The sequence below is a fragment of the Comamonas kerstersii genome (assembly GCF_008801935.1).
Classification (GTDB): Bacteria; Pseudomonadota; Gammaproteobacteria; order Burkholderiales; family Burkholderiaceae_C; genus Comamonas; species Comamonas kerstersii.
In genome coordinates, this window is record NZ_VZOT01000004.1 from 242769 (window position 1) to 255478 (window position 12710).

9 protein-coding genes are annotated in these 12710 nt (G+C 60.1%); all 9 read right to left on the reverse strand.

Annotation, left to right across the window (positions count from 1 at the left end; all coding sequences use genetic code 11):
• Positions 1–226: 226 nt before the first annotated feature.
• Positions 227–1339 carry an aspartate-semialdehyde dehydrogenase gene (asd, locus tag F7P80_RS08440; RefSeq protein ID WP_151043983.1) on the reverse strand — a complete coding sequence of 371 codons (1113 nt, stop codon included), beginning with the start codon at positions 1337–1339 and terminating at the stop codon, positions 227–229.
• Between the two features lie 389 nt (positions 1340–1728).
• The gene (leuB, locus tag F7P80_RS08445; protein WP_054067427.1) at positions 1729–2808 is read right to left on the reverse strand and encodes a 3-isopropylmalate dehydrogenase; all 1080 of its coding nucleotides are present in this window, start codon (positions 2806–2808) and stop codon (positions 1729–1731) included.
• A gap of 129 nt (positions 2809–2937) precedes the next feature.
• Positions 2938–3594: a 3-isopropylmalate dehydratase small subunit gene (gene leuD / locus F7P80_RS08450; RefSeq protein WP_054067426.1), complete on the reverse strand. Its 657-nt coding sequence runs from the start codon at positions 3592–3594 to the stop codon at positions 2938–2940.
• 28 nt (positions 3595–3622) lie between these two features.
• A complete protein-coding gene (locus tag F7P80_RS08455) occupies positions 3623–3748 on the reverse strand; it encodes an entericidin A/B family lipoprotein (protein WP_151043986.1) in 126 nt (41 codons plus the stop codon).
• 35 nt (positions 3749–3783) lie between these two features.
• Positions 3784–5205 (reverse strand): 3-isopropylmalate dehydratase large subunit, encoded by a 1422-nt coding sequence (gene leuC, locus F7P80_RS08460; protein ID WP_151043989.1) that lies wholly within the window; start codon positions 5203–5205, stop codon positions 3784–3786.
• 45 nt (positions 5206–5250) lie between these two features.
• A complete protein-coding gene (locus F7P80_RS08465; RefSeq protein WP_151043992.1) occupies positions 5251–6192 on the reverse strand; it encodes a LysR family transcriptional regulator in 942 nt (313 codons plus the stop codon).
• Positions 6193–6481: 289 nt separating this feature from the next.
• Positions 6482–8620 carry a TonB-dependent receptor family protein gene (locus F7P80_RS08470; RefSeq protein WP_151043995.1) on the reverse strand — a complete coding sequence of 713 codons (2139 nt, stop codon included), beginning with the start codon at positions 8618–8620 and terminating at the stop codon, positions 6482–6484.
• Between the two features lie 185 nt (positions 8621–8805).
• Positions 8806–11223 carry a membrane-bound PQQ-dependent dehydrogenase, glucose/quinate/shikimate family gene (locus F7P80_RS08475; RefSeq protein ID WP_151043998.1) on the reverse strand — a complete coding sequence of 806 codons (2418 nt, stop codon included), beginning with the start codon at positions 11221–11223 and terminating at the stop codon, positions 8806–8808.
• Positions 11224–11525: 302 nt separating this feature from the next.
• The gene (gene dnaJ / locus F7P80_RS08480; RefSeq protein WP_151044001.1) at positions 11526–12650 is read right to left on the reverse strand and encodes a molecular chaperone DnaJ; all 1125 of its coding nucleotides are present in this window, start codon (positions 12648–12650) and stop codon (positions 11526–11528) included.
• Positions 12651–12710 lie beyond the last annotated feature (60 nt).

A 12710-nucleotide genomic window follows, 5' to 3' on the forward strand; every position in this document is an offset into this window, starting at 1 on the left:
AAAACAGGCTGTTTTGGCGCTGGAATGCTGTGAGCGTGCTCCATTATGTCAAGCGAAGCAGGAGCCAAGGCTTCAGTGACGTGCAAGGCGATGGGGTAGGGCATGTCAGATCAAAAGATGCACAGCGCATTGGTGTCCTACTGTTGTCTGGCGGAGACATTCTGCCGGAAGACGGGCACGAAAAAAGGAAGCCGAAGCTTCCTTTGCAGTGCAGGCAGGGGCTTGATTACTTGGCCAGCAGAATGCGCAGCATGCGGCGCAGGGGCTCGGCAGCACCCCACAGCAGCTGGTCGCCGATCACGAAGGCCGACAGGTATTCTCCGCCCATGTTCAGCTTGCGCACGCGGCCCACAGCCACTTCCAGGCCGCCGGTGGTGGCCGCTGGGGTCAATTCCTTGACGGTCTCAGCACGGTCGTTGGCCACGAACTTGACCCAGGGGTTGCCGCCCTTGATCAGTGCTTCGATTTCTTCCAGTGGCAAGTCCTTCTTCAGCTTCAAAGTCAAAGCCAAAGAGTGGCAGCGCATGGCGCCGATGCGCACGCACAGGCCGTCGACAGGGATGGTGGCTTCGGTGCCGAGGATCTTGTTGACTTCGGCCTGGCCCTTCCACTCTTCCTTGGACTGGCCGTTGGGCAGCTGCACGTCGATCCATGGGATCAGGCCGCCAGCCAGCGGTGCGCCGAAGAATTCGGTGGGCACATCTTCGCGGATGGTCTGGGCGACCTTGCGGTCGATGTCCAGAATGGCGGAAGCGGGGGTGGCCAGCTGGTCCGCCACGGCAGCGTGGATCACGCCCATGCCCTTGAGCAGTTCGCGCATGTGGTTGGCACCGCCACCCGATGCGGCTTGGTAAGTCATGGAAGACACCCACTCCACCAGACCCGCCTTGAACAGGCCGCCCAGGCCCATCAGCAGGATGGAGTTGGTGCAGTTGCCGCCAATCCAGTTCTTGCCGCCTGCGGCCAGCTTTTTCTGGATCAGGTCTTCGTTGACGGGGTCCAGCACGATGACGGCGTCTTCTTCCATGCGCAGGGAAGAAGCAGCGTCAATCCAATGGCCTTGCCAGCCCGCCGCGCGGATCTTGGGGAAGACTTCCTTGGTGTAGTCGCCACCCTGGCAGGTGATGATGATGTCGCACTTGGACAGCTCGGCGATGTCGTTGGCGTCCTTCAGTTCAGTGTGTGCCTTGGCCATGGCTGGGGCCTTGCCGCCAGCGTTGGAGGTGGAGAAGAACACGGGCTCGATCAGGTCAAAGTCGCCCTCGGCCTGCATGCGGTCCATCAGAACGGAGCCGACCATGCCGCGCCAGCCCACCAAACCTACCAATTGCTTGCTCATTGTTGAAACGCCCTTAAGAGAGATGTTGCAAAAACAGATGTGAAGAAGTGCTCAATCTGGCTTTCTGCACCCGGCTCGTCTGGCCGGTACAAGGGCGCACGACGAACCGGGCTGGGTCAGCCTTTAATCGTCGTAATGGTTGTCGCGCGCACGGCCACATCTGCCAGCAAGGCTTGGATGTGAGAGGCAGTGGGGGAGTGTGCGGCAAACATTGTGCGAGGATTGTAGCTTAACTAATGCGGCTTTAGAGAATCTAATTTCCTCCCGCCGTGGGAGTGATTGCTGGCATTGTGACCGTAAACCGTACGCACAAGGCCTGAAATTTGCTGAGCAGGCTTTAGCTGCATCCAAAAAGCCGCGTGACTGCATGGGCCACGCGGCTGTTCGTTTTAGACCGCTGCCAGCGCGGCGACGACGGCATCACCCATTTCGCTGGTGGAGACCTTGGTCGTGCCTTCGCTGTAGATGTCGGCAGTGCGCAGGCCATCGGCCAGCACCTTCTGCACCGCAGCTTCGATCTTCTGGGCTGCAGCTTCCTGGTTCAGAGAGAAGCGCAGCATCATCGCGGCCGACAGGATGGTGGCCAGCGGGTTGGCAATGCCCTTGCCAGCGATGTCGGGGGCCGAGCCGTGGCTGGGTTCGTACAGGCCCTGGCCCTTGGAGTTCAGCGAAGCCGAAGGCAGCATGCCGATGGAGCCTGTGAGCATGGAAGCTTCGTCGCTCAGGATGTCGCCAAACATATTGCCGGTGACGACCACGTCAAAGCGCTTGGGTTCCTTGACCAGCTGCATGGCGGCGTTGTCCACGTACATGTGGTCCAGTGCGACGTCTGGGTACTGCTTGCCGACTTCGGTGACGATGTCTTTCCAGAACTGGAAGGTTTCCAGCACGTTGGCCTTGTCCACGCTGGTCACGCGCTTGCTGCGCTTTTGCGCGGCCTGGAAGGCCACGTGGGCGATGCGCTCGATCTCGGGGCGCGAGTAGCGCATGGTGTCAAACGCTTCCTCGGTGCCGGGGAAGTGGCCGTCTTCGGCCGTGCGGCGGCCGCGGGGCTGGCCGAAGTAGATGTCGCCCGTCAGCTCACGGATGATGAGGATGTCCAGGCCAGCGACCAGCTCGGGCTTGAGGCTGGAAGCGTGGGTCAGTTCCTTGTAGCAGATGGCAGGGCGGAAGTTGGCGAACAGGCCCATGGCCTTGCGCAGGCCCAGAATGGCTTGCTCGGGGCGCAGGCGGCGCTCCAGCGTGTCGTACTTCCAGTCGCCCACGGCGCCGAACAGCACGGCGTCCGATTCCATGGCCAGCTTCAGCGTGGCTTCAGGCAGGGGGTGGCCCGCAGCTTCGTAGGCGGCACCGCCCACAGGTGCGGTTTCCATCTCCAGGTTCAGATCCAGTGCGTTGAGCACTTTCACGGCTTCAGCGACGATTTCCGGGCCAATGCCATCACCGGGCAGGACTGCAATCTTTGTCATGGTGTTTCCTCAACTTTGATAGCTGCAAGCGCTTGGTATTGCTTGTTTTCAGATAGTTTTCTATTGGAAAACCTTGCAGATCAAGCGCAAGCAGCTCTTTTATTTATAGATTTATAGATGTGGCGAGGCTTAGCCCTGCACCAGGGTGTGGGCCAGCCAGGGCTTCTGGGCCAGACGTTCGGCTTCGAAGGCCTTGATCTTGTCGGCGTGGCGCAGGGTCAGGCCGATATCGTCAAAGCCGTTGAGCAGGCAGTACTTGCGGAAAGGAATGACGTCGAAGGGGATCTCTTCACCCTGGGGGCGCACGATGACCTGGCGCTCTAAGTCAATGGTCAGCTCGTAGCCGGGAAAGGCCGCTACTTCGTGGAACAGCAGGTCAATCGTGGCCTCGGGCAGCACGATGGGCAGCAGGCCGTTCTTGAAGCAGTTGTTGAAGAAGATGTCGGCAAAGCTGGGGGCCAGAATGGCGCGGAAGCCGTACTGGTCCAGCGCCCAGGGGGCGTGCTCGCGGCTGGAGCCGCAGCCAAAGTTCTTGCGCGCAATCAGGATACTCGCACCTTTGTAGCGGGGCTGGTTCAGCACAAAGTCGGGGTTGGGCTTGCGCTGAGATTCAGGCACGCCGGGCTGGCCGGGCTGGTCCAGGTAGCGCCATTCATCAAAAGCATTCACGCCAAAGCCGGTCTTTTTGATCGACTTGAGGAACTGCTTGGGAATGATGGCATCGGTGTCGACGTTCTCGCGGTCCATGGGGGCTACCAGGCCCTTGTGCACGGTGAATTTCTGCATAACGTGTCTCTCGGTATTCAGTGGCGCTTTAACGGGCTGCACGCTCAATGGCGTTGCCGGCTTTCTGGATGTCCTGGCCCAGGCCCTGCACGGTGCTGCAGGCAGCCAGGGTGAAGGCCAGTCCAAGGAGCAAAATGGTGAAAGAGGGCTTCATGGCAAAGTTCTCTCGCAGTCCGTGTGGCACAAGGGTTAGGCGAATTTGCGGATGTCCACGAAGTGGCCGTGGATGGCGGCAGCGGCTGCCATCGCAGGGCTGACCAGGTGGGTGCGGCCACCCGCGCCCTGACGGCCTTCGAAGTTGCGGTTGGACGTGGAGGCGCAGCGCTCGCCGGGCTCCAGACGGTCGGCATTCATGGCCAGGCACATGGAGCAGCCTGGTTCACGCCATTCAAAACCAGCGGCCTTGAAGATCTGGTCCAGACCTTCACGCTCGGCTTGCTCCTTGACCAGGCCAGAGCCGGGAACCACCATGGCGAGCTTGACGTTCTTGGCCACTTTCTGGCCCAGTTTTTTCACCACAGCTGCGGCTTCGCGCATGTCTTCGATGCGGCTGTTGGTGCACGAGCCGATGAACACCTTGTCCACGCAGATGTCGCTCAGCGGCTTGCCGGGCTCCAGCGCCATATAGGTCAGCGCGCGCTCGATGGCGTTGCGCTTGTTGGGGTCCTGTTCCTTGTCAGGATCGGGCACGGTAGCGTCTACGCCCAGCACCATTTCGGGCGATGTACCCCAGGTCACCTGCGGCACGATCTCGGCGGCGTTCAGCTCCACCACGCGGTCGAACTGGGCGTCTGCGTCGGAGTGCAGCGTCTTCCAGTAGGCCACGGCAGCATCCCACTCCGCGCCTGTAGGTGCCAGGGGGCGGCCCTTGATGTATTCAATGGTCTTGTCGTCCACAGCCACCAGACCGGCGCGGGCACCGGCTTCGATCGCCATGTTGCACACGGTCATGCGGCCTTCCATGGACAGATCGCGAATGGCTTCACCGGCGAACTCGATGGTGTAGCCCGTGCCACCTGCGGTGCCGATCTTGCCGATGATGGCCAGCACGATGTCCTTGGCGGTAATGCCGGGCGCCACCTTGCCGTTGACCTTGACCAGCATGTTCTTGGCCTTCTTGGCCAGCAGGGTCTGCGTGGCCATGACGTGCTCGACTTCCGAGGTGCCGATGCCGTGCGCCAGTGCGCCAAAGGCGCCATGGGTGGAAGTGTGGCTGTCGCCGCAGACCACGGTCATGCCGGGCAGGGTGGCGCCCTGCTCAGGGCCCATCACGTGCACAATGCCCTGGCCCTTGCTCATGAAGGGGAAGAAAGCGGCAGCGCCAAACTCGGCAATATTGGTATTCAGCGTGGTGATCTGTTCCTTGCTGATGGGGTCAGCAATGCCGTCATAGCCCAGTTCCCAGCCATTGGTGGGCGTGTTGTGGTCGGCCGTTGCCACCACAGAGCTGATGCGCCACAGCTTGCGACCTGCCAGACGCAGCCCTTCAAAAGCCTGGGGGCTGGTGACTTCGTGCACCAGATGGCGGTCGATGTAGAGGATGGAGGTGCCATCTTCTTCGGTGTGGATGACGTGCTCGTCAAAAATCTTGTCGTAAAGCGTGCGGCCCATATGTTGTTCTCTGCTTCGTGGGGTGGGAAGTTGTCTCGGTAAATTTTAGGCAGCCGACTTGACGGGTGGCACCCAGCCTTTGCCGAGGTGCTCCACCAGCAAACGCGATGTCACTGGCAGGGCGTCAAAGTCGCGCGCGACCAGGCTCAGCGTACGCTGGGCCCAGCTGTCGGTCAGTGGCACGCTCTTTAAGCGGCCCACGCCATGCATGAGTTCGAACGCGCGGTCGGGGATGATGCCCACGCCCAGGCCGTTGTCGATCATGCGGCACATGGCATCCAGGCTTGTGACCTGAATGCGTTGTTGCAAGGGGCGGCCAGAGCGGGCTGCCGCGCCGCGCATGGCCAGGCTGATGGAGCTGCCGCCCTGCAGGCCCACCACGTCCCATTCCAGCACTTCTTCAAACGAGATGTTTTCGCGCTTGGCCAGGGGGTGGTCCTGTGGCACGACCAGCAGCAGGCGGTCAGTGCGGTAAGGCTTGGTCTGCAGGCCATTGGTATTGGCCTGGCCCATGTTGCAGATGCCGATGTCGGCTGTGCCTTCGTGCACAGCCTGCAGCACGTCGGCCGAGAGGTGCTCCTGCAGGTCAATCTTGATCTGGGGGTGGTCCTTGCTGAAGGCACCCAGGTCTTCAGGCAGGAACTGCACGATGGCCGAGATGTTGGCGTGCATGCGCACATGGCCACGGATGCCGTCGGCGTACTCGGACAGCTCGCCCTGCATGCGCTCCAGTCCGTACAGCACGTTGCGAGCGTGATGCAGCAGGCTTTCACCAGCGGGGGTCAGGGTCACGCCACGGCTGTGGCGGTAGAGCAGCGCGGTATCGACGGCCGCTTCCAAATCAGACAGGCGCTTGCTGACAGCAGAGGCGGCAATGTATTCGCGCTCAGCAGCGCGGCCAATGCTGCCCAGTTCGCACACGGCGACGAACAGTTGCAAGGAGGTCAGGTCGATACGACGAGCAAAACTGCGTTCGGAATTCTTCATGGCGGGGGGAATGTTTTCAGTCTTCTCGTTTTGAGAAGTTGATGTCATTTTGCGTCATGAAAATGCGTTTGTCATCGCGCGGTGCGAAGACGATGCCAGATAAAACGCAGGTCAGGCATCGCGTTTCACGATGTCTATGCTTTTTTCTTATTAAAAAGAGAGCGGTTAGTGCATATCAAATCTGGCTTTGATAAGCATTTGTGCTTAAAAATGGCAAAAATAAAGCGCAGGCAGCTCCTGATTTGGGAGTGGTCTGCGCTCAAAGGCGACCAGTCAGTCTGCTGCAAATTTAGAAGTTGTAGCGCAGGTTTACGCCGGTAGCCCAGTTGCGGCCTTGTGCGCTTTCGTAATAGCGGCCGTTGCCATCGTTGACGATGACGGAGCCCACATAGTTGCGGTCAAACAGGTTGTCCACACGCGCAAACGCATGCAGGCGCCAGTCGCCCATATCCTTGGTGTAGCCCACGCTGGCCGAGGCAATGGTGAAGGCGGGTGCGGCTTCGCTGTTGCTGTCATTCACAAACACCTTGCTGGCGTGCTGTGCAGACAGGCCCAGCTTCCATGCAGGGGTCAGCTGGTAGCTGGTGGCCACAAACATGTTCTGCCTGGACAGGCCGGGCAGCTGATTGCCCATGGCAGCGTCCCCCGAAGCCTGGCGGAATGTGGCGTCCAGATAGGTGTAGGCCGCCTGCACTTGCCACTTTGGGGTCAGGTGCATATCGGCCTGCAGCTCTACGCCCTGGCGGCGGGTCTTGCCAGCGTTGCGGTAGGTGGTGCGGCCCCCGGTACCACCGGCGCTGACGATTTCATCGCTGGTCTGCGAGTGGAATACAGCAGCGCTCCACTGGCCCTTGACGCTGCCACGCAGGCGCTGGCGATAGCCCAGCTCATATTGGGTGCTCACGCTGGGCTGCAGGTTCAGGTTCAGACCATTGATGTTGTTAGGGCTGTAGGACAGCTCGGCAAAGGTCGGGGTTTCAAAGCCGCGGCCTACGCTGGCGTAGACGGTGTCATCCGGTGTGAGTGCATGGGCCAGCGACACCACGGGCAGCGCCTTGCGGTGCGTGACCTTGCCGGAGTCGTCGGGGTTACCTGATTGGATGAAGTTGTCCTGGGTATCAAACTTCACGCGGCTGTAGCGCAGGCCGGTGTCCAGCGTCCAGGTGGGGGCCAGCTTCCAGGTGGCCTGCACATAGGGGTCAATATTGGTGATGGTGTTTTTCTCATCACGGCGCAGTTCGCCTTTGATGCCAAGCGCTGTTGGGGCAGAAGCATTGCCGGTGTAGTTTCTATAGCCCTTGCGATCTTCAACGACCCGGTCGATTGCAATACCAGCCGTCAAGGTGACGGGTACAGGTGCTTCGCTGAAGTTTGCAGTCCAGCGTGCATCTACCCCAGCGTAGTTGCGAGACATGTCAATCACGCCGCCTGGATGCTTGGGGTTTTCTTGAATGGGATAGCCAGTGTCGGGGTTGGTCAAGGGAATGGACTGGTACTGTTCCATGGAACGGTGACCGGCATAGGCCATCAGCGCGATGCTGTGCGTGCCGCTGAGGCGGCGCTCGTACGTCATGCCGACCTGGGTTTGTTCCAGCGACTTGCGGGTGTTAAAACGCTCTGCCACCACGGAAGGCTGCTTGCGGTTGGCCAGGTATTGGTCCCATGTCAGCCCCTGCGGATCCTGCGCACTGGACTTCATGGTATTGGCCACCAGGGTCCAGCGGGCATCGTCGCCAATGGCGGCAGACAGCTTCACATTGCCCACATTGCGGTCAGCAGCGCTGTGCGCACGGTAGCCATCGGTCAGAAAGCGGCTGGCGCTGACCAGATAGCTCAGGCCCTGGGCGGTTTCGCCGCCGGCCTTGGCGGAAAAGCGCTTCTGGCCATTGCTGCCAAAGGCCACGCCAGCTTCCACAAAAGGCTTGCCTTCCGGTGTTTCGGTAAAGATGCTGACTACGCCGCCGGACGAGTTACCGTACAGGGCCGAGTAGGGGCCGCGCAGCACTTCGACGCGCTCAATGCTGCCAATATCGATGTGCGAGAGCGAGCCCTGGCCATCAGGCATGGTGGCAGGGATGTTGTCGACATACAGACGTACACCACGCACGCCAAAAGTGGAACGTGCACCATAGCCGCGGATCGAAAGCTGCAAGTCCTGTGCGTAGTTCTGGCGGTTCTTGATCTGCAGGCCGGGTACGCTGGCCAGACCTTCGGATAGGTTGACCTGCAGCTGGTGTTCACGCATGTGCTCACCGTCCAGCACGGTGGCCGAGGTGGGCAGGGACTGCAGGCTGGCTCCATTGGTGGCTGAGCGGATTTCCACGGTATCCAGTGTGGGGGGCGTCTCTTGCGCCCAAGCGCTCAGGCTCAAGCCACTGAGCAAAATGGCAATGGCCTGGCTTTGGGTGGAGCGGGGAAAGGAATGCATGTTTCTGAAAAAGATAAAGCTGCTTGCAAGGTGCGCAAGCATTCGTCGGCAAATCGTAGGTTCTGGCGACGCATGTCCTGTGGGCTGGCTCCAGAGCCCATGCATGCAGCATAGGCTTGCAGTGGCCTGCCACACATAAAAAAGGGTGGCTGATACGCCACCCTTTTTTTGCATGGTCGCAGTGCTTATTGCTTGGGCAGCGCGAAGGCGATCACGTAGTCACCCTTTTCCGGGGTCATGCGTGCACCGCCCGCAGAGACCACCACAAACTGGCGGCCCGACTCTGGCGAGAGGTAGGACATGGGGGTCGCCTGCGCGCCCACGGGCATGCGGTACTTCCACACTTCCTTGCCAGTCTTGTTGTCAAAGGCACGGATGTAACGGTCCATGGAGCCTGCAAAGAAGGTCAGGCCACCGGCTGTGGTGATGGGGCCGGACAGCGAAGGCATGCCCACGGGGATGGTGGCATCCACGGTCACACCAGCCATTTGCGAGCCAGCCACGGTGCCCAGAGGCACTTGCCAGGCGATGCTCTTGGTGTTCATGTCGATGGCGGTCAGATTGCCCCACGAAGGCTGGTGGCAAGGCAGGCCCAGGAAGGAATTGAACGCACCACGGATCGACTGGAAGGGGGTGCCTTCCTGGACGTGGGTGGCCCATGCCGACTTGTGCATGCCGTCTTCTGCCTTGAGCTTGGCCAGCATGTCCGCAGCCTGGTCCTGAGGTGCCAGGAAGCCGATCTGTGGCATGCGCATGTCGTTGACGAAGTACATGTTGGTACGTGGGTCAAACGCATGGCCGCCCCAGTTGAAGCCACCGTAGTAACCGGGGTAGATGAGGGTCATCTTGTCGGTCAGCTTGGTGTAGGGGCCTTCATAGTTCAGCTGCTTGAACTTGATGCGGCAGTACAGCTGGTCAAACATGGTGGCGCCCCACATGTCGGCCTCGCTCAGCTCCATGGGCGCTACCTGGGGCATGCCTGTGGAGAAGGGCTGGGTGGCCGAAGCCGGTGCATCACCTGCCATGGTGGCTTGCGACACGGGCAGCTCTTGCACCTCAGCCAGAGGCTGGCCATTGGTACGGTCCAGCAGGAACAGCTGGTGGGTCTTGGTGGCGGCCACCAGCGCCTTGTTCATGCCGCCCTTGCCGTCTGGCAGGTCCATCAAAGTGGGAGGGGTGCCGTTGTCATAGTCCCAGGTGTCCATGTGCAGGGTCTGGTACTTCCAGGCCAGCTTGCCGGTCTTGGCATCGAGCGCGACCATGGAGGTCGAGAACTCATTCATCTCTGGCGTGCGGTGGGCACCCCAGAAGTCAGGCGTGGCATTGCCCAGTGGCAGGTACACCTGATCCAGTTCGGCGTCATAGGAGCCGTTGGACCAGAAGTTGGGTGTGCCCTTGGTATAGGTTTCACCATCGGCAGGCAGCTTGGTGTTGGCTGCATTGCCCAGGTCCCAAGCCCAGTCCAATGTGCCGTCTACGAGGTTGTAGGCACGCACTACGCCCGAAGGCTGTTCGGTCTTCTTGCCGTCCCAGACCCAGCCGCCAATGACCACGCGGTCATCCGCCACCAGAGGCTGGGAGGTAGGCATGTAATAGAAGTCCTGGTACTCACCCATGCCAACGCTCAGGTCGGTATAACCCTTGTCGGTGTCGCCAAAGCTCTGGCAGATCTCGCCAGTTTGCGCATCCAGTGCCCACATGCGAGCCTGCTTGTCGGTGGTGATGATGCGTGCTTCGCACTTGCCAGCAGGTGCTTGCGGGTTGGCAGCCTTGGCTTGTTGCAGTGCGGGCATTTCGTAGTAGGCTACGCCACGGCAGCGGCTCCACCACTTGTTTTCCTTGGCCTGTGGGTCAAAGCTCCACTTTTCTTCGCCGGTTTCGGCGTTCAGTGCAATCACCTTGTTCTGTGGTGTGCACAGGTAGACTGAGTCACCGACCTGGATCGGGGTGTTCTGGTCTTCATTGCCGCCGCCAGTTTGTGCGCCGGTGCGGTATGTCCATGCCACTTCCAGCTGGTCGACGTTGTCGGCATTGATCTGGTCAAAAGCCGCAAAGCGCTGGCTGGCAGCATTGCCACCGTAGTATTTCCAGCTGTTGGCTTCACTCTGAGCATCGGTCACCAGAGGTATATCGTTGACGATGTCCACACCCTTGCTGGCTGTGTTCTCAATGGTGTTGTGTGGAGTGGTCAGCGATGCCGCGCCAGCTACCAGTACGACAGCTTGAACGGCTGCAGCGGGCATTGCCAGCTTTTTGGCTTCAGGACGCAGGCTGCGTACTGCCAGCGCAGCTACAAAACCCAGCACCAGCACGGGAGCGAGGCGAGGCACAAGACCCCAGAACGCGGTGCCGACTTCGGCCAGCGCCCATACAGCGGTTCCAATGACGACGACGAGGTACAGCAGGCCGCCCTGGGCTTTGCCGCGCACCAGCAGTGCGCCGGATACCAGCGTGGCCAGACCTGCGATCAGGTAGTACCAGGAGCCGCCCAGCGTGGCCAGGCGTAATCCGCCCAGCAGCAGTGCCAGGCCAACCAGGGCCAGTACTACGCCAAAAATGCGCACCCACATGGGGGTAGGCGCAGGAGTAGAGGGGGTAGACATAGCAATTCCACAAATTTCTAAAGTGTGGCGATTCTAGGAATGCTGGGCTTTTCTTGCTGGGCGTCTTATATAAGAGTTGGTGATGTGTGGAGCCTTACTGCGGAAACCTTTGGTTTTGCTTTCCAAGGGTTAACCCTTTGTATATAAGTCATTGTTTTATAAAGATTGATTGATTTTCTGAAATTTCTGAAATCGCATTAATTTGATTAAAACCTTGATTTATGCAGGCTTATTGCGTCAATCCATAGAAAGCAGGCAAGAAAAAACCCCGCCAGGGCGGGGTTTGCAGTGAGGTTGTGGCTTTAGCTAAAGAAACGCTTGAGCTTGTCTGTCCAGCTGTCTGCGCTGGGCGAGTGCTTGCTGCCACCCTTTTTCAGAGATTCTTCCAGCTCGCGCAGCAGCTTGCGCTGGTACTCCGTCAGCTTCACGGGTGTTTCCACCACGATGTGGCAGTACAGGTCACCGGGGTAGCTGGAGCGCACACCCTTGATGCCCTTGCCACGCAGGCGGAACTGCTTGCCAGCCTGGGTGCCTTCGGGGATGTCAATCGCCACCTTGCCTTGCAGGGTCGGCACTTCAATCTCACCGCCCAGCGCTGCCGTGATAAAGCTCACGGGCACCTGGCAGTGCAGGTCATCGCCGTCGCGCTCAAAGATGTCGTGTTCCTTGACGCGAATTTCGATGTACAGGTCGCCGGGAGGGCCGCCGTTGACGCCGGGCTCGCCATTGCCGCTGGAGCGGATGCGCATGCCATCGTCGATACCCGCGGGAATCTTGACCTCCAGCGTCTTCTGGCGCTTGATCTTGCCTTGGCCGCTGCAGCTTGGGCATGGCTCGGGAATGATCTTGCCCGTGCCACGGCAGTGGGGGCAGGTCTGCTGGACGCTGAAGAAGCCCTGGCGCATCTGCACCGAGCCCTGACCACCGCAAGTGGTACAGGTCTTGGGGCTGGTGCCGGGCTTGGCACCGCTGCCATGGCAGGTATCGCAGCTGTCCCAGCTGGGGATGCGAATCTGGGCATCCTTGCCCTTGGCCGCTTCCTCCAGGGTGATGTCCATGGAGTAGCTCAGATCATTGCCGCGATAGACCTGGCGACCGCCGCGTGTGCGTGCGCCGCCGAACATATCGCCAAAGATGTCGCCAAAAGCTTCGGCGAAACCGCCGGCACCAAAGCCGCCGCCCATGCCACTGTTGGGGTCTACGCCGGCATGGCCGTACTGGTCATAGGCTGCGCGCTTCTGACCGTCCGAGAGCATCTCGTAGGCCTCTTTGACCTCCTTGAACTTCTCTTCGGCTTCCTTGCCTTTTTCACCCTGATTGCGGTCAGGGTGGTACTTCATGGCCAGCTTGCGGTAGGCCTTCTTGATTTCATCGTCCGAGGCCGTCTTGGAGACGCCCAGAACTTCGTAATAGTCGCGTTTGGACATGTGATGTGCAGCCGGTTAAAACAGGAACGCCGCGCAAGTCGCCCCAGTTGAGGCGGCAGC